18 protein-coding genes are annotated in these 19,825 nt (G+C 39.9%); 11 read left to right on the top strand and 7 right to left on the bottom strand.

The genetic code is table 11. The features are described 5' to 3' along the window. Position 1 precedes the first annotated feature (1 nt). The 3 genes from R2S57_RS28255 to R2S57_RS28245 are packed head-to-tail and all read right to left on the bottom strand — an operon-like array spanning position 2 to position 2,325. On the bottom strand, positions 2–793 hold the full coding sequence (locus tag R2S57_RS28255; RefSeq protein WP_316848270.1) for a molybdopterin-dependent oxidoreductase: 792 nt from the start codon (positions 791–793) through the stop codon (positions 2–4). Next, the gene (locus tag R2S57_RS28250) at positions 777–1,496 is read right to left on the bottom strand and encodes a cytochrome b/b6 domain-containing protein (protein WP_316848269.1); all 720 of its coding nucleotides are present in this window, start codon (positions 1,494–1,496) and stop codon (positions 777–779) included. The genes R2S57_RS28255 and R2S57_RS28250 overlap by 17 nt, the downstream gene beginning before the upstream one ends. Before the next feature lie 37 nt (positions 1,497–1,533). Beyond that, a complete protein-coding gene (locus tag R2S57_RS28245; RefSeq protein ID WP_316848268.1) occupies positions 1,534–2,325 on the bottom strand; it encodes a DUF1223 domain-containing protein in 792 nt (263 codons plus the stop codon). Between the two features lie 129 nt (positions 2,326–2,454). On the opposite strand from R2S57_RS28245, the gene R2S57_RS28240 reads away from it, so the two are divergent. The 8 genes from R2S57_RS28240 (at position 2,455) to R2S57_RS28205 (ending at position 11,894) form a co-directional block, all read left to right on the top strand. After that, positions 2,455–3,054, top strand: a complete 600-nt coding sequence (locus R2S57_RS28240) for a sigma-70 family RNA polymerase sigma factor (protein ID WP_316848267.1) — start codon at positions 2,455–2,457, stop codon at positions 3,052–3,054. Position 3,055: 1 nt separating this feature from the next. Next, positions 3,056–3,322, top strand: coding sequence for a hypothetical protein (locus R2S57_RS28235; protein WP_316848266.1), 267 nt, complete (start codon positions 3,056–3,058; stop codon positions 3,320–3,322). 60 nt (positions 3,323–3,382) lie between these two features. Further along, complete coding sequence (locus R2S57_RS28230) at positions 3,383–3,646, top strand: hypothetical protein (RefSeq protein ID WP_316848265.1); 264 nt, start codon at positions 3,383–3,385, stop codon at positions 3,644–3,646. Positions 3,647–3,699: 53 nt separating this feature from the next. After that, positions 3,700–4,281: a peroxiredoxin family protein gene (locus R2S57_RS28225; RefSeq protein WP_316848264.1), complete on the top strand. Its 582-nt coding sequence runs from the start codon at positions 3,700–3,702 to the stop codon at positions 4,279–4,281. Positions 4,282–4,640: 359 nt separating this feature from the next. Beyond that, positions 4,641–6,050 (top strand): prolyl oligopeptidase family serine peptidase, encoded by a 1,410-nt coding sequence (locus R2S57_RS28220; protein ID WP_316848263.1) that lies wholly within the window; start codon positions 4,641–4,643, stop codon positions 6,048–6,050. A gap of 27 nt (positions 6,051–6,077) precedes the next feature. Beyond that, positions 6,078–7,484, top strand: coding sequence for a sialate O-acetylesterase (locus tag R2S57_RS28215; protein ID WP_316848262.1), 1,407 nt, complete (start codon positions 6,078–6,080; stop codon positions 7,482–7,484). A 123-nt stretch (positions 7,485–7,607) separates the two neighbouring features. Beyond that, positions 7,608–9,407 (top strand): right-handed parallel beta-helix repeat-containing protein, encoded by a 1,800-nt coding sequence (locus R2S57_RS28210; protein ID WP_316848261.1) that lies wholly within the window; start codon positions 7,608–7,610, stop codon positions 9,405–9,407. A gap of 93 nt (positions 9,408–9,500) precedes the next feature. After that, positions 9,501–11,894 carry a glycoside hydrolase family 95 protein gene (locus tag R2S57_RS28205; RefSeq protein WP_316848260.1) on the top strand — a complete coding sequence of 798 codons (2,394 nt, stop codon included), beginning with the start codon at positions 9,501–9,503 and terminating at the stop codon, positions 11,892–11,894. Between the two features lie 476 nt (positions 11,895–12,370). Here R2S57_RS28205 and R2S57_RS28200 read toward each other — a convergent pair whose 3' ends face one another. Continuing rightward, positions 12,371–14,113 (bottom strand): ABC transporter ATP-binding protein, encoded by a 1,743-nt coding sequence (locus R2S57_RS28200; protein ID WP_316848259.1) that lies wholly within the window; start codon positions 14,111–14,113, stop codon positions 12,371–12,373. 128 nt (positions 14,114–14,241) lie between these two features. Between R2S57_RS28200 and R2S57_RS28195 the strand changes: the two genes are divergently transcribed. Together R2S57_RS28195 and R2S57_RS28190 are read left to right on the top strand one after the other, a co-directional pair. Next, entirely contained in the window at positions 14,242–14,823 is a 582-nt protein-coding gene (locus R2S57_RS28195; protein WP_316848258.1) for a Crp/Fnr family transcriptional regulator, read from the top strand. 61 nt (positions 14,824–14,884) lie between these two features. Further along, on the top strand, positions 14,885–15,856 hold the full coding sequence (locus tag R2S57_RS28190) for a zinc-binding alcohol dehydrogenase family protein (RefSeq protein ID WP_316848257.1): 972 nt from the start codon (positions 14,885–14,887) through the stop codon (positions 15,854–15,856). 280 nt (positions 15,857–16,136) lie between these two features. On the opposite strand, the gene R2S57_RS28185 is transcribed toward R2S57_RS28190, so the two are convergent. From R2S57_RS28185 to R2S57_RS28175, 3 genes are all read right to left on the bottom strand, one after another. Continuing rightward, positions 16,137–17,225 (bottom strand): cell division protein ZipA C-terminal FtsZ-binding domain-containing protein, encoded by a 1,089-nt coding sequence (locus R2S57_RS28185; protein ID WP_316848256.1) that lies wholly within the window; start codon positions 17,223–17,225, stop codon positions 16,137–16,139. After that, positions 17,222–18,199, bottom strand: a complete 978-nt coding sequence (locus R2S57_RS28180; protein ID WP_316848255.1) for a Gfo/Idh/MocA family oxidoreductase — start codon at positions 18,197–18,199, stop codon at positions 17,222–17,224. The genes R2S57_RS28185 and R2S57_RS28180 overlap by 4 nt, the downstream gene beginning before the upstream one ends. Positions 18,200–18,473: 274 nt before the next feature. Beyond that, positions 18,474–18,833 carry a helix-turn-helix domain-containing protein gene (locus R2S57_RS28175; protein WP_316848254.1) on the bottom strand — a complete coding sequence of 120 codons (360 nt, stop codon included), beginning with the start codon at positions 18,831–18,833 and terminating at the stop codon, positions 18,474–18,476. 79 nt (positions 18,834–18,912) lie between these two features. Between R2S57_RS28175 and R2S57_RS28170 the strand changes: the two genes are divergently transcribed. After that, the gene (locus R2S57_RS28170) at positions 18,913–19,797 is read left to right on the top strand and encodes an NAD(P)H-binding protein (protein ID WP_316848253.1); all 885 of its coding nucleotides are present in this window, start codon (positions 18,913–18,915) and stop codon (positions 19,795–19,797) included. Positions 19,798–19,825: the final 28 nt, after the last annotated feature.

Genomic DNA, 19,825 nt, shown 5'->3' with positions numbered 1-19,825 from the left:
TTTATAAACCTGAATAGTAATCGTAACCTTGTTCTGCCCAGTAATCTTTCGGTCTGCTGTTGCTAAAACTCATGGTTCCGATTCTTTTCAGGTTTTTAATGCCATACTTAACGGGCACAATGAGCCTCAAAGGAGCGCCATGGTCGATACTGATCGGCTTGCCGTTCATTTCATAAGCCAATAGCGTTTGCGGATGCAAGATGCTTTCCCGTTCCAAGCCTACATAATATGCTCCATTGGGTGTTTCCAATCCCATATAATGTTTTTGAGCTGTTTCCTCAAGCTTAAAATGTGCTAAAAAATCACTTAGTTTTACACCTGCCCAGTGTTGGATTTCGTCCCAGCCCTCTACACATTTAAAATCATAAACAATTTCTGTTTTGGGCAATGCTTTTATTTCTTCGATACTAATGTATTGATTTTTCTGGTTGTTGAGTTTAACCTTGAGTTTCCAATTGCTAATATCGAAATCCTCATCATCTTCAATACCAATCAGACTGTTAACTCTTGGTGTTTTAGCAGCATCTGTTATCGGATAAGTTTTAACCAGGTGTTTGTTGCTAAAGAAATTGCGGAAAAAGAGTTCGGTTTTATTCAGTGCCCTGCGTAATGGAACACGGGTACCGCCGGTAATGCCTGGCGTTTCTTCGGGCGCATCTAAAAGCCAATTCCAGCTGGTAACTGCACCAGCGCCAAGCGCCGCGAATGCCCCAAATGATATAAAAGTGCGTCTCCTGATCTTCTGCTCAACCGTTAATGGAGCCTTAACTTTCTTTTTACGATTTACTTTCATCCTGATCTTCGGTTTTTTGAGGTATTAAGGGTTCTTGTTTAAGCTGAGACTGCTCTTCAGCCACTTCAAATCCGGCCACTACCGCCCTGAAGTTATTCCATCCGGCAAGCGCAACCTGAACAATGTGGATTAAAAAGAAAAATACATAGCCAATGGTTAAGGTAAAGTGTAGAATCCTGGCGAAATGATAACCGCCACACAACCAGCAAAGCCAGTAAAATTGTACTGGTTTGTAAATGGCTAAACCGGTTACTACCGAGCCAATACCCATCAATATAATGGCACTATAGGCGATGCGCTGTGCTGCGTTATATTTCTTTTGTGGTGGAATAGTTTTACGGATATGGAGATCGTGAAGCAACACCAGCCAGGCCTCTTTAAAAGAATGTTTGTTGGGCAAAAGTTCGCGCCAGGCCCCCGAAAAAACAGTATAAAAAATGTATAACAGACCGTTAATAAAAAAGAACCACATGAACAGAAAATGGAAGGCCATTCCTTCAGCAAGCCGCCCTGAAATGTGAAAGTAATCGTAAAACCATTCAGGAAAAAATTTGATGAGGCTGTAACCAAAAATTGAAATGCCATAGGCATCATTGGCCCAGTAAATAAAAAGCCCGCTCCAGATCATTACCACCAGAACAGGAAAATTAACCCAATGTGTCCACCGCATTAAAAGCGAATGTTTTTCTTTAATTACTTTCATGATTCGGGCTGTTTTAGGGTACAAACGCAAAAGGCGATCATTCAGATTTGTGGCTTAACTCTGAATTTAACAGGTTACTTATACTTGTTGCCGCAGTTATTTTACCCGTTTTATTGTCTTGCAAAAAGGCGATGAGTGCTGAGGGCTGTTGTCCGTTCAAATTGCTGATTTGCACATTTACCAAGCCATTGCTTTTCCCGCCCAGGGCAAAGGTTTCGAACTGCGTTACAATTTGCACATGGCTTAAGGTCCTGCCTTTATTCTCCCCTTTTAAAACCTGATTGCTCGCTTTTGCCATTACCAAAGCCACTGCCAGCGAATAACCATCGGTTGGCAGATCGGTATTGTAATTTAGTGTGAATTTACCATTGTCAATTTTGCTTGTCGAAACAGCTAAATTGCCGATAGTTGGTTTGGCTAGTGCTGTTTTAATGCTGTTACGAAGTATGTTTTCTTCCGAACCTACAAATTCTGTGCTTCCATTTACCACAACCTGTGGTGTATAAACGGTTTTAAGATTAAGCCAATCCGCATATTGATTTTGTCGTGCAGAAAACCTTGCACTGCTAAAACTATCTTTCCAGCCCAGCCTGTCCCAATAATCTACATGAAAGGCAAGTAAGTATATAGGTTTGTTCTGGCTTTCTTTTTCGATCTTGGCCAACAATGCATCGGCAGGGGGGCAGCTCGAACAACCTTCTGAAGTAAAAAGCTCTACAACTGCAAAACCTGCTTTTGCAAGAGGTTTTGGTGTAGTTTTATTGTCGGCAATAAAAGCAAGGCTGAAGAGGCTTATCAGCAAAAGGGGCAATGCTATTTTTCTGATCATGATCATCAATTTTAAGCTTAGTCGGTTGAAATTGGCAATCCTTACAGAAAAAATAAAATAATTTGTAAGGAAGTTTCCTACCCCGCGACTAATCAATTAAGCACTATATTTATATAAGATACGTAAAAAATGCAGAACGAAACAGACAAAGTCCTTGCGGCCAAAAGTCTTCACTCAGATCCACTGATGTGGGTCGAAAAATATGCCGATTACCTCTATGGTTTTGCCATGTCGAGATTGCGGGATGAGGATGTGGCCAAAGATCTGGTACAGGATACTTTTTTGGCTGGATTGCAGCGTTTAGACCGTTTTGAGGGAAATAGTGAGGAAAAAACATGGTTAACGGCCATCCTTAAAAACAAGATTGCCGATTTTTACCGAAAACAATCTTCCAGGGGGCTAAGCGATTTGAAGCTAACAGATGCGGAAGGCGAACAGCAAGATTTCTTTGATGCCGAAACAGGACACTGGAATGAAAAATACTGTCCACAGGCCTTTGGTTTAGAGTTAGAAAATCCTTTAATGATGAAAGAACTGGGCAGCATATTAAATGAATGTTTAGCCAAACTGCCCGGATTATGGTTTTCGGTATTCTCGATGAAACACATGGACGATCTGGCTTCCGAACTGATCTGCACCGAACTTAAACTCACGGCCGCAAATTTCTGGGTAATTATGCACCGCACAAAACTTAACCTGAGGGCCTGCCTTCAAAAAAACTGGAACTGATATGACGAGCGCGCTAAAAAACATCATCTATAACTGTAAACAGGCTACTTTCTTGATCGAAAAAAGAATTGCCGGAAAAATTACAGCTGCCGAAACACTACAATTACATGTGCATCTTACAGGCTGTTCGATCTGTAAAATCTATCAGAAACAAAGTGTATTGATCAATAAGATATTTGTAGGCTTTCAAAACGATGACTTTAAACTTGATGAGGCCTTTAAAAAAACATTAACAGAGCAGATTGAAAAAGAAATCAATAAAAATTAATTTTTCTTGTAAGGTTATCGGATTTGTTTCGACTAAGGGGTAAACAAAACATATAATAACATGAAAAATCAAATCTTAAAATCAGCAGGAAAATTGTTTATGGCCGCTTTAGTTGTGGCTAGCCTTTCATTACCAGGTTTTGCTTCAGTGAGCAGTCCGTTACAGGAAAAGATGTCTAAAATGAAACAAGACAAAATGGACAAAAAGAAAATGGACAAAATGGAGCATAACAAGATGGAAAAAATGAAAACCGATTCGATGAAAAAGGCCAAAATGGAAAAATCTAAAATGGCAAAAGGAAAAATGTCGAAAAGTAAAATGTAAAAAAACTGGGCAGGGAAGTTTGATCTTTCCTGCCTTTTATAAATAAATATAAAATGAAAAGACTTATACTATTTGTAACCTTAATTGCAGCCTTATCCTTTCAGGTAAAGGCACAAAAAGGATTAAAAGAAGGGGGTAAAGCTCCGATATTTAGTGGTATTGATCAGAATGGGAAAACGGTAAGTTTGAAAGATGTTTTGAAAGCACATCAATCTGTGGTACTGTTTTTTTACCGTGGACAGTGGTGTCCCTATTGCAATAAACATATTAAAGAGCTTCAGGATTCGTTGAGTTTATTGCAGGGAAAAGATGCCTACGTTATCGGCATTACCCCCGAAACGAAAGAAAATATCGATAAAACCATCAAAAAAACGAGTGCTGGTTTTTCAATTCTTCAGGATAAGGATGATGAAATTATGAAAGCCTACAATGTCAATTTTATGATGGATGAGGCAACTTTTACCAAATATAAAGGTTACGGAATAGATCTGGAGGCCAATAATGGAAATAACCGTCATATTTTACCTGTTCCGGCTACCTATATTATCGACCGCTCAGGGAAAATTAAATATGTTCATTTCGATCCCAATTATCAAAAACGGGCTTCGGTAAAACTTTTACTTTCTAAACTTTAATCAGATAAAATAGATCAATTGAAAAAACACTCAGTATCCTTGTAAAATGGGACTGGGTGTTTTTTTATGGCTATAGGTTTTTTGCTTGGATTTACTGGCATCAATTACTTGTGGTGGCTTTATATTTTGCTATTAAGCCTTTCTTTTATATCTTAGATTTTCATCCCATAATTTTAATTGAATAAAATATGATTATGGAATATATCTATACAAATTTTTGGTGGATCCATCTCCCTAATGGAAGAAACCAATAAAAATTGTTTAAAATATCTCTCAAGGTTGTTTGAATTATTCCCCACTTGTAAAGATGTATTAAGAATTCTAAAGACTAAACGTTGAAGTAAATACGAGAATTATAAATGAAAAAAAAGCTTACTATCCTATTTTTACTGCTTTTAAGCATTTGTACAGCTGTTTCCGCACAACGTAAGGTTTGGGTGGCCTGCATTGGTTTAGCTGATCATGATAAAAATGATTATCCGGCAGAATTGCAGAAGATGTTGGGGCATGGATATCAAGTAATGAACTTTACCGATAGCGCTACTAATTTGTCGAATGATAAAGCTTATTCAAAAACAACAGCAGATGCGATGGCGGGTAAGCCTGATATTGTAGTGATTAACCTGGATGTAAAACGCATTAAATCACCAGCGGGGAGTAGTTATGTTGAGTTTGAAGCCAATTATAAATCGCTGATTAAGGGTTTTAAGCAGCTGCCTACACAACCCCGAATCATTTTGTTATTGCCGGTTCCAACTTTCCTTGTAGATAGTACTCTTGTTTCAAATAAAAAACTTTTAGCAGATATTATTCCGATGATGCAGCAAGTTGCTTTCGACGAAAAACTGGAATTAATCAATCTATATCCTTTATTTATTGATAAACCAGAGCTGTTTCCAGATAAAATACATCCCTCTTCATTGTGTGCCTCTATGATTGCCTCACGGTTATATGAAACATTTAAGCAAAGCAAAAGTAAAAAAATCGATATCTTTTCAGAAATCAGAGAAGAAAAAAAGGTCAGTAACTTTTATGGTTTTGAATGCGCCGATTTTACTTTCAACGACAGGAATTGCAAAGTTGTTAAACCGAAAAAAGCTGCAAAAGGTAATCCATGGGTATGGAGGGCACGCTTTTGGGGGCACGAACCACAGACCGATGTATCCCTGTTGGAGAGAGGCTTTCATGTGGTATATTGTGATGTTGCGGAGCTGTTTGGCAATACCGAAGCTATTGAGTTGTGGAACAAATTTTACCTTTTGATGCATCAATCTGGTCTTTCGGAAAATGTAGCTTTAGAAGGCATGAGCAGAGGAGGTGTATACATCTATAATTGGGCTTTGGCTAACCCAGATAAAGTGGCTTGTATTTATGCCGATGCACCAGTTCTTGATTTGAAAAGCTGGCCCGGAGGCAAAAGAAATAATGGAGCAGAACAGTCATGGGCAGATTTTAAGAACGATTACCAGCTAACAGAAGAACAAGCTTTAAATTTCAACAATAGTCCTTTAAATCATGCCGAAAAGATTGCCAAACTAGGTTTTTCGATGTTACATGTAGTGGGGGATGCAGATGATGTGGTACCTGTTGCCGAAAATACCGGCCCTTTCGAACAAAGGATTCTGGCTGCCGGAGGGAACATTAAAGTAATACACAAAACTGGTATAAACCACCATCCGCATAGTTTACAGGATCCTACTCCAATTACTAATTTCATACTCGAAGCCTCTGGTTATAAAATGAGTGATAATCGTAATGATTTTAAATAGAACCAACAAAAACCAAAACCAAACCAAATGAAAAAACACCTTTTCTTTCTCTTCTTATTTTTTATCCATTTTTCACTTTATGCCAACATCCAGCTACCCGGTATATTGAGTAGCGGCATGGTATTGCAACAAAAAGCAACTACCAAATTATGGGGTTGGGCTACACCAGGTGAAAAAGTTAAGATTAGCACTTCCTGGGATAATAAGACCATAGAAACTGTGGCTGATGGCAATGCAAACTGGAAAGTTGATATTCAGGTGCCACAGGCGGGTGGTCCGTACTCGATCGTTTTTGAAGGCGAAAATAAAATTGTGCTTGAAAATGTAATGATTGGAGAGGTGTGGATCTGTAGTGGACAATCGAATATGGAATGGAGCTACAACCTGGGCATTAAAAGTGTTAAAAGCGAATTCGAGCAGCTAAATAAATTAAACATCAGGTTGTTTAATGTGCCAAAAAGGACTTCAGAAACACCGCAAAACAATATTAATAGCAGTTGGGCCGTTTGCGACAGTACGGCATTAAAAGTCTTTAGTGTGGTTGGTTACTATTTTGGTAAACAGCTCAATCAGGATTTAAACGTTGCAATAGGATTAATTAACAGCAATTGGGGCGGTACACCCGCAGAAGTATGGACGCCTGATAGTTTGGTAGAAAGTAATACGCTATTAAAAGATGCCGCTGCAAAAAATGAACCCACCGCCTGGTGGCCGGTAACACCCGGTTATGCTTACAATGCCATGATTGCGCCAATAGTGAATTATAATATTGCTGGCGCGATCTGGTATCAGGGGGAGAGCAATAAAAATACTTCGGCAAGTTATACTGAGCTCATCAATACCATGATCGGTGCCTGGCGTAAGGCATGGAATGCCGAACTTCCATTTTATTATGTTCAGATAGCCCCATTTAAATATGAAAAATATAATGTTGGTGCATTGCTGAGAGAAGCCCAAAGCAAAAACCTGTCTACACCAAAAACCGGAATGGTTGTGGTTTCCGATCTGGTTAATGACACTTTAAATATTCATCCTTCAAATAAAAAAGATGTTGGTATCCGTCTGGCCAACCTGGCTTTAGCCGATACCTATAAGCTGAAAAAAACTGATTATAAAAGTCCGGTTTTTAAATCGTTTACAGTAGATAAAAGCAACATCATCATCGAATTTGATTACGCTGAAACAGGATTGACCATAAAAGGGAAGGATCCAAAAGAAATTTTTATAGCAGATGAAAATAAGGTGTTTTATCCTGCACAGGTTAAAATAAAAGGGAATAAACTTTTTGTTTCAAGTAAACAGTTAAAAAGTCCCAAAGCCGTGCGCTATCAATTTAGCAATGCAGGAATAGGCAATCTTTTTAGCCATGCTGGTTTACCTGTGGCACCCTTCAGAACCGATAATTGGGAGGTTGATACCAGTAAAGTAAAATAAGGAATAGCCTTATAATTTAGCACTGGAATAGAAAACACCAATAATATTATAGAATTTTAAAAGGCAATATCTATATTATGCAGACCTCCAAAGTGCACTGTACTTTGGAGGTCTGTACATGTTATGAGAAAATACTTTATTCTGGCATTATTAAGCTGCTATTTGCAATTAAATGCCCAAACCATTGATGTTAGCCAGTATGGCGCCCAGGCAAACAGCTTTGCCGATGCCACAACAAGTGTGAAAAAAGCAATCGAAGCCACTAAAAGTCAGCCGGCATCTGTGTTAAACTTCCCAAAGGGGAGGTATGATTTCTGGCCTGATAGCGCTACCGAAACAAGCTACTACATTTCGAATACCTCTTCTGAAGAAGAATTTCCAATAAAAAAACAGAAAGTCGGATTGTATCTAAAAGATTTAAAAAATGTGATTTTAGAAGGTAATGGATCTGTTTTTGTTTTTCACGGTAAAATGATCACCTGGGTAATTGATGGCAGTGAAAATATCCGTCTACAAAACATATCCATTAACTATGAACGACCGGGGATGTCGGAAATGACTCTACAGGAAATTACACCAACATCAGTTACAGCCAATATTCATCCCGATAGTAAATTTGCAATTATTAATGGCCGGTTGGAATGGTATGGCGAAAAATGGATTGCTAAAAACCACCACGCCGTGTCGGTAAGGCCAAGCCAGGGCACTTTATCGTATAGCGGTTGGGAGCCTTTTTTGAAAAGCAAGGCGGAAAAAACAGGACCGCTTAAAGTGAAGTTTACTGGTGATTTTTCGAAATTCAATGCCCAACCTGGCGATGTGTTAACGGTTAGAGACCGTTACCGCGATTACGTGGGGGCGTTTAACAACCGTTCTAAAAATATCAGTTTACACCGTATCAATATGTACTCGATGCATGGTTTGGGCATTGTTTCGCAGTTTTGCGACAACCTGAGTTACGACAGTGTGTCCGTTGCTCCAGAACCTGGAAGCGGCCGTGTAATTGCCTCTTCAGCAGATGGGATGCACTTTTCGGGCTGTAAAGGGCAGATTACCATTAATAATTGCCGGTTTAACGGCCTGCACGACGATCCGGTGAATGTGCATGGTACCCATTTAAAAGTAAGCGAAATCGTATCGCCAAACACCTTAAAATTAAAGTTTATGCACCACCAAAGTTATGGTTTTAATGCTTTTATAAAAGGAGATACGGTAGCTTACCTTCACAGTGCTGCCCTTCAGATTTTTGAACAGGGTATAATCAAAACCGCAAAATTAATATCAGAAAGGGAAATCCTGGTCGAAATGGAAAAACCCTTTTCTGCTGAGCTGAAAGTGGGCGACGCGTTAGAAAATGTAACCTGGACACCCGCTGTAAAAATTACAAATTCCAGGTTCGAGGGGACCATCTCGCGCGGAACGCTGATTACCACAAGGCGAAAAGTACTGATCGAAAACAATGTTTACTACCGTACGGGGATGCATGCTATTTTAATTGAAAATGATGCCATGGGCTGGTACGAATCGGGACCGGTAACCGATGTAACCATCCGCAATAACCAGTTTATTGAATGTGGTTTTAACAGTGCGCCCGATAGTTATGCCATTAAGATCAATCCGGAAAACCGAGAGCTGGTTAAAAACTATTATGTGCACCGGAATATCAGGATCGAAAACAATACTTTTAAACTGTTCGATTACCCCTTGTTATCGGCAAAAAGTACAAATGGATTAAGCTTTATCAATAACAAGATCGAAAAATCAAATTTTATGCCTGCAGGTAAAAAACGAGCAGCGTTTAACTTTTTTGCCTGCACAGCTGTGAAAATTAAAGGGAATCAGTTTGGTGCTGAAAAGCCTGAAATAGCGTTAAAAGAAATGTTTGAGCAAGATATTAAATCAGACATTAAGCTTAACTATTGATAATTAAGTTTATGTATTTGCAAAAATCAGTGTATAGTTTGGACTGGTTTTTTGTTTTATTTACAGCATATTTTATTTCCTAACCAAATTAATATGAAGTTTTGTTTAACCGCCTTTTTTGCTTGTATTTATACATTTGTTTTAGCTCAGGAAAATCATGCGCTTAAACTCTGGTATACCAAACCTGCAACACAGTTTGAAGAAGCTTTGCCTTTGGGTAATGGCCGCTTGGGTGCTATGGTTTATGGTGGCGTACACAAAGAACGTATTTCCTTAAACGAAGCCACTTTATGGTCGGGTGGGCCGATTGATGCTTCGAATGTGAACCCTAATGCCAAAAATTATCTTGGGTCAATCAGAACCGCACTTTTTTCGGAGAATTACAAAAAAGCCGATTCGCTTGCTCATTTTATGCAGGGGCCATATTCTGAAGCCTTTATGCCTTTGGGTAATTTGTATTTCAATTTTAATAACAAAGGTGAGGCAAATAATTATAAACGAGAACTGGACATTCAAAATGCGATATCAAAGGTAACTTACAGCACTGATGGTACTACTTATACCCGCGAAACCTTTGCCTCTCATCCCCAACAGCTGATTATATTTAGATTAACCGCTACCGGGAAAGATAAACTTAACTTTTCGTGCAATTTCGATAGTAAATTGCTGGCCAGGAGTTTGGTTAAATCGAGGATGTTGATGATGAAAGGTTGGGCTCCGGTGCATACCGAACCAAATTACAGAGGGAATATTGCCAATGCAATCGTGAATGATACCACAAATGCCATGCGTTTTGTATCGATGTTAAAGGTTTTAAAAACGGATGGAAAACAAAATTTATCAGATACAACCTTAACAATCAATGGCGCTAGTGAAGTGGTTTTGGCACTTTCTATGGCTACCAGTTATAATGGTATTGATAAACACCCCGGTTTAGAGGGCAAAGCTGAAAATACGATAGCAACAGCTTATTTCGAAAATGTTGCAAACAAAACCTATCAAAGTTTAAAAACGGCGCATCTTAATGATTTCAGGAAGTATTTTGATCGCGTTTCCTTGCAGTTGGGTGATACTGAAAATGAAAAATTATCCACCATAGATAGGCTCAATCGTTTTGCTACGGGTAAAACTGATAATAGTTTAATCGCCCTTTTTTATCAATATAGCAGGTATTTATTGATCAGTTCTTCCAGACAAGGCGGGTTGCCTGCTAATTTACAGGGCATCTGGAACGAATCTGTCCGTCCACCTTGGAGTAGTAATTATACCACCAATATTAATGCAGAGATGAATTACTGGGGAGCAGAGGCTGCAAACCTTTCAGAAATGCATCAGCCGTTATTGGATTTTATAGATAGACTGGTTAAACCGGGTACGATCACAGCACAAAACTTTTATGGAGCAGGTGGCTGGGTTTGTCACCACAACAGTAACATGTGGGCCATGACAAATCCTGTAGGCGATAGTGGGGAAGGCGATCCATGTTGGGCCAACTGGCCAATGGGTGGTGTTTGGTTAAGTACGCATTTGTGGGAACATTATGCCTTTACCAAAGATGAAACTTTTCTTCGCAAACAGGCTTATCCTGCAATCAAAGGCTCGGTGGAGTTTTGTTTAGATTTTTTAACAGCAGATCCTAAAGGTTATCTGGTAACTGCACCATCAACCTCACCCGAAAATGTGTATATCACCGATAAAGGATATGTTGGGCAAACCTTATATGGTAGTACTGCCGATATGGCTATGATCAGAGAATTATTTACCGATTATTTAAAAACTGCAGAAATATTAAAGGTTGATATGCCTATGCAGGCCAAAGTGAAGGCGGCAATGGCCAAACTTTATCCATATCAGATCGGACAAGCCGGAAATTTGCAGGAGTGGTATCACGATTGGAAAGATAAAGAGCCACACCATCGCCATTTATCGCATTTATTTTCAGCCTATCCTGGTTATAGTATAACAACGGCCGCTACACCAAAATTGGCTGATGCGGTGCGTAAATCGCTCGAATTGCGTACAAATGAAGGTACGGGCTGGGCCATTACCTGGCGGATAAATTTATGGGCGAGGATGCAAAATGGAGAACGTGCTTACGATGCCGTGAAAAAATTAATGCGTTTTGTAGGTAAAGATGCCGAAGTGAAATATGGCGGTGGTGGTATTTATGCCAATTTGTTTGGTGCCCATCCGCCTTTCCAGATTGATGGAAATTTTGGTGGTGGTGCAGGTATTTCAGAAATGTTATTGCAAAGCCACCAGGGCTATATCGAGTTATTGCCCGCACTTCCTGTTGAATGGAAAACAGGTGCTGTTAAAGGTTTTGTCACCAGAGGTAACTTTGTAGTGGATATGAACTGGAATGATGGCAAATTAACGGGCGCAAAAATACTGGCTCCTAAGGGCGGCATTTGTAAGGTGAGCTATAAAGGAAAATTTAAAGAAATAAATACACTTGCCGGTAAAAATTACGAGGTAAAATTTTAATCGGATCTAAAAATCTGTTCACTACTAAAGAAGGAACAGTATTTAAATTGACAATATCTGTTTTTATGATTCTGAAATGAAAGTGCAGTAGTTCCTGGCGGTTTTTAGTCCCGCCATTTGCTATAGCTCCGATGGAAAAATCGGAGGCTGCCGCTACTTTCGGGTTTAGAAACAAAGGTCTACGCCTTGCAACCTGCCATATGAAACACTGTTTTGGCCATCTAGCCCCGGGTGAAGCGTTATCCTACTGTCGTTAAGTTAAGAGATTTTAACCACAGATGTACACACCTGCCCTGCCGCTCAGGCGGGGATAAACACGGATCTTTATCTGTGTGCATCCTTTTTATCTGTGGTTAAATAATGACCAATTGATTTACCTGCAGAACAATTTGCGCTTCGAAAGCAATAAAATTTTTCGTTGTTTGTTTTTTACAATATGAACTAAAGCAATATCATACAGTGAAAATCTTTTTACCTTACCTCCGCTCGCCAATCTGTTGCCGCCACATGGAATAATACAATCCTTTCTTTTCGAGTAGTTCGGTATGGTTGCCTGTTTCGGATACTTTTCCCTTTTCGAGTACATAAATTTTATCTGCATGCATAATGGTCGATAAGCGGTGGGCAATAAGGATGGTCATTTGTTCTCTTCTATCGGAGATTTCGCGGATGGTAGCCGATATTTCTTCTTCGGTGAGCGAATCGAGCGCAGAAGTGGCTTCATCGAAGATCAATAGTCTGGGTTTTCTTAATAATGCCCGTGCAATAGAAATCCGTTGTTTTTCCCCTCCAGATAGTTTCATGCCATTTTCGCCCAAAACCGTATCAATCCCTTGTGCTGCTTTAGTGATGAGCGCAGTTGCAGAGGCCTTTCGTAAAGCTTCCATAATATCTGCTTCGCTGGCTGTTGGGTTTACAAAACGCATGTTATCCCTGATTGAACCGGCATAAAGTTGGGTATCCTGCGTAACAAAGCCAATCTGTCGGCGCAAAGGATTGTAGCGGATACGCTTAGAACTGGTTTCGTTGAAAAGGATTTCTCCATCAACCGGAAGGTAAAGCCCAACCAAAAGTTTTACTAAAGTTGATTTACCCGAGCCCGATGGACCAACAAAAGCTACTGTTTCTCCATTCTGGATTTCGAAAGAAATATCATCAATGGCATTATAACCAGCAGTTTTATGTCTGAAAACGACATTTTTAAATTCAAGGCGTTTCAGCGCATCCAGTTCTACCGCATTATCCGGACGGGTTTCTATTGGTTTTTGCATTAAACCATCAAAGGTTTTAAGCGAAGCATCGGCCTCCCGGTATAAGATGATCATATTGCCCAAATCCTGTAATGGTGTAAAAATGGCGGTGGAGATAAACTGCATGGCAATCAGTTCTCCGGTACTGAGTATTTTCCGGAAAATAAGCCAGAGTAAGATAAAAAGCACCGATTGTTTTAAAAGGTTGAGCAGATTACCCTGCAAAAAGGATAGCATACTTACTTTTCTGGCTTTTAACATTTCAAGGTCGAAAATTTTCAAGGTTTGTACATTTAACCTTCTGATTTCAGCAAAAGTTAAACCTAAACTTTTTACCAGCTCGATGTTGCGCAGGCTTTCGGTAATTACTCCTGCCTGTTTATCGGCCTGGCGGTTAATGGACCGCTGAATAGCTTTTATTTTTTTAGAGAGTAAACCGGTTAAAGAACCCAACACCAATACCCCAATAAAAAATACCGGTACCAAAAGCCAGTTTTTGTTTAAACTGTACCACAATAAAAAACCGATCCCAACCAAGGAAGAAAAAAGGATATTGATAAAGGCATTAATAAAACGTTCGGCGTCGGTTTTAACTTTTTGCAATACAGATAGCGTGGTGCCACTGCGGCTTTCTTCAAATTCCTGAAAGGATAGGCGCAGGGTTTGTTTAAGGCCGTCGTTGAAAATATTCATGCCAAAACGGGCCACGGCTTTACGTGTGATGAATTCCTGCACCGAACGGCAAAGTCTGGCCACCAAGGCAATGGCAAGCGCAATAAGTAGCCAGTAAAAAACTTCGCTGATCAACTGGCGCTCGCCTAAATGGTGTTTGTTGGTAGAATAATCGTCGATAATTTTACCGAAGATGATGGGATCGAGTAGGCTTAAAAGTTGTGCTGCTGCGGCCAGTAGAAGCGATAAGATAATGAGCTTTCGGTGTGGCTTCAGGTATTTTATAAGTATTTTCATTTTAGGGGTAGTACAGGTAGCGTTGGGTAAATAATAAACGTTGATGGCTAATAATAGTTTCGATAAGAACCGTTTTGTGTGTCGTTTTCTTTTAGGAATAAATTAGATTTGTAAGAACCCACGAACAGATGTTATTCCATTTTAAAGATAAATTTCCGCAGTTAAACCCTTATTGGGATAAATATCTGGAGTTTCAGGAGCGGAAAGAAGTTCCGGCAAAAACCGTTTTATTGGAAGAGGGTAAAATATCCCATCATTATTTTTATGTTGAAAAAGGCTGTTTACGCGCTGCGTTAAATAAACAGGGGGATGATAAAACGGTTCAGTTTTTCTTTGAAAAGGAAGGTTTAACTTCCTTGGAAAGTTTTTTAAAGAATACACCTAGTCTATTTACCATCGAAACAATAGAACCTTCGGTTATTTATTTGCTCCACAAAACAAAAGTACAGGCCTTAATGAACGAGTTGCGCGAGGTAGCCGGATTTGCTGACGTCATCTTAAATGTTTTGGCCGAGCGGCAAATGCATTATATGAACGAGTTTGTATCCTTCATCAGGGATACACCCGAAGAACGTTATCAAAAACTCTTAACAGAAAGACCCCATATTGCACAGCGCGTGCCCCAACATTATATTGCCTCTTATTTGGGTGTTACCCGCGTACACTTAAGCCGTATTAAAAGCGCACTGCTAAAAAGAGGTAATCGGTAACATATGTTATCGTTAAGGCTTGCTGCTGAATCTAACTTTGTATCAACAAAATACAAAAAAGATGAAAGCAGCAGTAATGTATCAAAAAGGGGAATTGCCCCAATATGTAGACTTTGAAGAGCCAATAGCACAAAACGATCAGGAAATATTGGTACATGTAAAGGCGGTAGCCATTAAACATTTCGATAAGGGCAAAGCAGCAGGTACACACTATTCGAGCGATGCCCCAAAAGCAACTGGCCGTGTAATTGGTGGTGATGGGGTATGCCTGCTCGATGATGGTACACGGGTTTATGGAATGGGCATAAGTGGAATGCTCGCCGAAAAGGCCGTTATCAATAAACAAAGGATGGTGAAATTACCGGAGGGGTTGAGTGATGCAACAGCGGCAGCATTGGCCAATGCAGTTATTGGATCGGCCATGGCTTTACGGTTCAAGGCAGCCATTCAATCCGGCGATGTGGTGCTGATTAATGGCGCAACAGGTTTTACAGGGATAGTAGCCGTGCAGATTGCAAAATATTACGGCGCTTCAAAAGTGATTGCAACAGGTAGGAATGTACAATCGTTGCAAAATTTATTAAGTCTTGGTGCTGACGAAATTATTCCGGTTACCGGTGATGATACACCGTTTCTGGACAAAGTAAAACAAAGCCACCAGGAAAAACCCATAGATGTGATGATCGATTACCTCTGGGGCCGTACAGCCGAATTACTGTTGTCGGCTTTAATGGGCCAGGGTTCATTTACGAATAAGATCAGGTTTGTTTCTGTAGGCAGTATGGGAGGCGATCTGATCCGGTTATCGGCAGCCAATTTAAGAAGTGTAGATCTGCAGCTCACAGGCTCAGGACTGGGTAGCTGGAGCAAAGAGCAAGTTGGCCTGTTATTTACCGATATATTGCCTGAAATGTTTCAGCTCGCGGCAGATGGTAAACTGAAAGTAGAAAGCATTGAAGTTAAACTAGCGGATATTTCCAGCCTTTGGAACCTTGAGGTTGCTAATGGCAAGCGTTTGGTGGTCAGCATCTAAAATTATATTGGGTTTTTGGTATTTAGCTAAAAACCCACTTTATCCATTAATTTATTGTTTTGATATGATAGCAGCATTACTTATCGAGGCCTGGGAATTTATTGCCTTAAAATCTCGTCAGTCAGAAACATTTAAAAAGATATTTGACCGAATGTTCAGCAAAAAGGACAAAGGTAAAACTGGTAAGTTTTGATGTGTCTATGTACAGCAAATCAAAATAAGTATGAACAGGAATGTGTTAAATGATAATTTGTTGTATGTTATGCAAGAGTGTTATTTGTCAAAAATTCTTTAATGCATCATTTGAGCCAGGGATAATTCCTTTCTGTTTCATTTTGGAAAGAAACATTTTGAGCTTTAATTTTTCATTGTCGAGATTGAGGGGCTGGCCGTCTCCGTTCAGGAGTACTCCGCCCAATCTTTTCTGGCAATACTTTGCTGCATCCACCATGATTTCGAAAACATTTTCCGGATCTACGCTTCGGGCTAAAGAGAAGCCAAAAATAAGATCTTTAGGGTTCATGTTCCCAGCCCGAACTTCTTCTGGTAGAAAATAGTTGGGAGCGGTAGATGTCCATACGCTAAAATGTTCATCTCCACCATAATCATGTGTGTTGATCCAATGAAACAGGTCGCCATCTCCCCAGCTTAGTCCAACGCTTTGGAGGGCATCCCATGCAGATGTTCCTTTAAAAGCTTGTTTTGCTTGAAGAATCACAATCGCATCTAAGTTGAATTCCTGATGTAGCTGAACGATTTTTTTTGCTTTGGAGATTGCATGCGGTGTCGCTTCGGTTTTTTCGAATTGAAGTTTGTCAGGAAACTTTTTTGCACGTTTTTGGAACTCTACTATGTAACGTTCTAATTTTTTGGGATCGTAATCAGGGGTTTCAGTGTTGTAGGTATCTAAAAGATCAATCGCAATTTCTATCTTATTAAAATGATCAGGGGCATCTCCAGTATCTGCATAAGTCCATTGGTGATTTTTTACCGAATAGCCATATATTGTAGATGAGTATTTTGTTCTCCATTCATAATCAAATAGTTTGGCAATATCGTTCTTATTAAAGTCCTCGCCGTTTACTTTTATCAAATTGATGATCCACTCACGTTTAGGATCAGCTTGATAACCTTTATTTTCAACCGCATCGCTTTTGATTGGAAATGAAAGCTTTGTTGTATGAAGAATGTACGATGCATCTTCCGAAACGCCATCTAGATGTAGTACTTTAACACGTTCATTGCTTTCTTTTTCAGTGGAAATAAAATATTTCTCAGAATCTCTGGCACTTTTTTTATTAGTGATGAAGTAAGTTAAAATACTTACAAAAATGATAGCTAAAGCAATAAATAGGGTAATTCTTTTCATGATTTATTCCCCCTAAAATCATCCATCAACTTCATTGTGATCAGCGCATCTTCACCACTGCATGGATTTTCTCCTTTGCCTAAAAAGTAATCAACCACTTTTTCGATCATGGGTTGCTGCACATGTTGCAAGGGTTTAAAAACATATTCTGCTGATTGGTCGGTGGTCACTTTAATTTTATTGCCAAACATCGGGAAACTGATATGTCCTTTCGAACCATAAATCACACAACTATCGGCTAGGTCGTGAGGTGCCACAGAAAAGCACCAAGTGCCACTAAAAACAACCCCGTTTTCGAAAAGAATATTGCCTGTAACCAGATCATCAACCTCGGTATTTTGCTGTTGTTTGGTGGCGATACCGATTGCGTTTTTAACAGTTCCGAAATAATAAGTCATTAAATCTAACTGGTGAGGTGCCAGATCGTGGAATAAACCACCGCCCGAAATGGCCGGATTGATCCGCCAGTTGTCTGCTGTTTTGGCTAGGAGTGCCGGATTTGGTGGTTGAAGCATTTTTAACCGCACCAGGCGGATATCGCCAATGGTATTTGCTGCCAGCAGCGCTTTAACTTTCAAAAACATCGGTTGTGCACGGCGGTAATGGGCTACACTTAATTTTACATTAAGTTGGTTCGCTGCGTCCGTCATGCGTTGGGCAGCGGCCGCATCTAAAGTCATGGGTTTTTCTACATACACGGTTTTACCTGCCTTTAGAGCTTCGATAGTATAAGCTTCGTGTTGTAGGGGTGGGGTAGCAATATAAATGGCATTAACTTCAGGATCACTGATCAGTTTCGAAGCATCATCGTACCACTTAGGGACGTTATGGCGTTTGGCATAATCGGCAGCTTTGGCGCCATCTCGCCGCATTACAGCTACCAATTTAGAATTGGCTACCTTATTAAAGGCAGGTCCGCTTTTTACTTCAGTTACATCTCCACAGCCGATAATGCCCCATCTGATTTCTTCCATTCTATGCTTTATTTAAAAGTTTGAATGTAGAAAATATTGTTGGAAAAAGTGATCGGATTGCAGAAAGCTTTGTGCAAAAGAAAAGGGACTCAATTGAGATTGATCCCTTATCAACTAACCAAACAAATGAATTCCGGAAACCACGCCGGAATTGTAATATAAACGCCGGCTTTACTAAATTGTTTTAGTAGTGCTTTATTTTTTTGATTAATTAGAAAAAGGGAAAGCTGCAAAGCTTCGGGGCAGTGCTATTGCAACAGGTATCGAAATAATTTTAATCCATTTTAAAATCCTGTGCAAAAGCCCATTCCACCATGGCATCGAGTACGGTTCGCAATTGTTCGCCTTCGTTGCTCAGGCTATACGTTACAAAAGGTGGTACTACGTTTTGCGACTCGCGGATCACCAGATTATCCTCTTGCATCTGCTTAAGGTGTTGGATCAGCATTTTTTCGGTGATGGCCGGAATCAGCTTTTTCAGTTCGCTGTATCTTTTAGTGCCGCTTAGAAGGTGATATAAAATAATCGGTTTCCAGTGGCCGCCGATTTTGCTCATTACAAAACTTACCGGACAGGTTGCCTGGCTGCTTTTTTTGTTGGCGTTTAAGGTAGAGTTTTCTTTAATGGCTGTCATGTTACATACTTTGGGGTAAGTACTTGTATAAAAGTAAGTACAAATATAACTTTGCCTGTAGATAAAAACATCATAAATCATGAAAATAATTATAACAGGTTCGCTTGGAAATATTAGCAGACCACTTGCAACACAATTAATTGCCGATGGGCAGGAAGTAACTGTAATCAGCAGCAACCTGGAAAAATCGGCAGAAATCGCCCAACTCGGCGCACAGGCAGCCATAGGTTCGGTAAGCGACGAAAATTTCCTTGTAAACACATTTACAGGTGCGGATTTGGTTTACCTGATGGTTCCACCAGATTTTTCTGCGAGCAATTTTAGAGGATACATTAAAAGTGTTGGGCAGCACTATGCAAATGCTGTTAAAGCAGCAGGAGTAAAAAAGGTTGTGTTATTAAGCAGTATTGGTGCCCATTTGGATCATGGTACAGGGCCAATTGCAGGTTTACATGATGTTGAGCAGATTTTCGACACCTTAGAAAAACTCGATCTATTGGTCCTTCGCCCTGCCTTCTTTTACAATAACTTTTATGCAAATATCGATCTGATCAAGCATGCTGGCATTATCGGTTCTAATTATGGTGCGGACCAATCGATTGTTTTGGTCGATCCAAAAGATATTGCTGCGGCTGCGGCAAATAAAGTAAATGAAGGCTTTGCCGGAAAAAGCATTCTTTATATCGCCAGCGATAAACGTAAGCTTAGCGAAGTTGCCTTAGCGCTTGGAACAGCCATCGGAAAAGCAGACTTACCCTGGGTTGCCTTTGATGATACCCAGGCATTTGATGGCATGGTAGGGGCGGGTTTGCCAGTAGAAATTGCCAATAATTATGTCGAAATGGGAACTGCCATTAGAAGTGCTGTATTGTGGGAAGATTTTGAAGCTAAAAAAATCACCCCAGTTGGTAAAATCAAACTGGAAGATTTTGCTACGCAATTTGCTGCAGTTTATAATGGCTAAGATTAATACCTAGAGTGGTCATTTCGAT

It is taken from the genome of Pedobacter psychrodurus, from assembly GCF_032678585.1.
In the GTDB taxonomy this organism is placed as follows: Bacteria; Bacteroidota; Bacteroidia; order Sphingobacteriales; family Sphingobacteriaceae; genus Pedobacter; species Pedobacter psychrodurus_A.
Note: the sequence above shows the minus strand (reverse complement) of the source record. Positions and strands in the feature narration are given on the sequence as shown.

Coding starts and splice junctions, on each gene's coding strand:
- R2S57_RS28255 (WP_316848270.1), bottom strand. CDS start 793: ATGAAAGTAAATCGTAAAAAGAAAGTTAAGGCTCCATTAACGGTTGAG.
- R2S57_RS28250 (WP_316848269.1), bottom strand. CDS start 1,496: ATGAAAGTAATTAAAGAAAAACATTCGCTTTTAATGCGGTGGACACAT.
- R2S57_RS28245 (WP_316848268.1), bottom strand. CDS start 2,325: ATGATCAGAAAAATAGCATTGCCCCTTTTGCTGATAAGCCTCTTCAGC.
- R2S57_RS28240 (WP_316848267.1), top strand. CDS start 2,455: ATGCAGAACGAAACAGACAAAGTCCTTGCGGCCAAAAGTCTTCACTCA.
- R2S57_RS28235 (WP_316848266.1), top strand. CDS start 3,056: ATGACGAGCGCGCTAAAAAACATCATCTATAACTGTAAACAGGCTACT.
- R2S57_RS28230 (WP_316848265.1), top strand. CDS start 3,383: ATGAAAAATCAAATCTTAAAATCAGCAGGAAAATTGTTTATGGCCGCT.
- R2S57_RS28225 (WP_316848264.1), top strand. CDS start 3,700: ATGAAAAGACTTATACTATTTGTAACCTTAATTGCAGCCTTATCCTTT.
- R2S57_RS28220 (WP_316848263.1), top strand. CDS start 4,641: ATGAAAAAAAAGCTTACTATCCTATTTTTACTGCTTTTAAGCATTTGT.
- R2S57_RS28215 (WP_316848262.1), top strand. CDS start 6,078: ATGAAAAAACACCTTTTCTTTCTCTTCTTATTTTTTATCCATTTTTCA.
- R2S57_RS28210 (WP_316848261.1), top strand. CDS start 7,608: ATGAGAAAATACTTTATTCTGGCATTATTAAGCTGCTATTTGCAATTA.
- R2S57_RS28205 (WP_316848260.1), top strand. CDS start 9,501: ATGAAGTTTTGTTTAACCGCCTTTTTTGCTTGTATTTATACATTTGTT.
- R2S57_RS28200 (WP_316848259.1), bottom strand. CDS start 14,113: ATGAAAATACTTATAAAATACCTGAAGCCACACCGAAAGCTCATTATC.
- R2S57_RS28195 (WP_316848258.1), top strand. CDS start 14,242: ATGTTATTCCATTTTAAAGATAAATTTCCGCAGTTAAACCCTTATTGG.
- R2S57_RS28190 (WP_316848257.1), top strand. CDS start 14,885: ATGAAAGCAGCAGTAATGTATCAAAAAGGGGAATTGCCCCAATATGTA.
- R2S57_RS28185 (WP_316848256.1), bottom strand. CDS start 17,225: ATGAAAAGAATTACCCTATTTATTGCTTTAGCTATCATTTTTGTAAGT.
- R2S57_RS28180 (WP_316848255.1), bottom strand. CDS start 18,199: ATGGAAGAAATCAGATGGGGCATTATCGGCTGTGGAGATGTAACTGAA.
- R2S57_RS28175 (WP_316848254.1), bottom strand. CDS start 18,833: ATGACAGCCATTAAAGAAAACTCTACCTTAAACGCCAACAAAAAAAGC.
- R2S57_RS28170 (WP_316848253.1), top strand. CDS start 18,913: ATGAAAATAATTATAACAGGTTCGCTTGGAAATATTAGCAGACCACTT.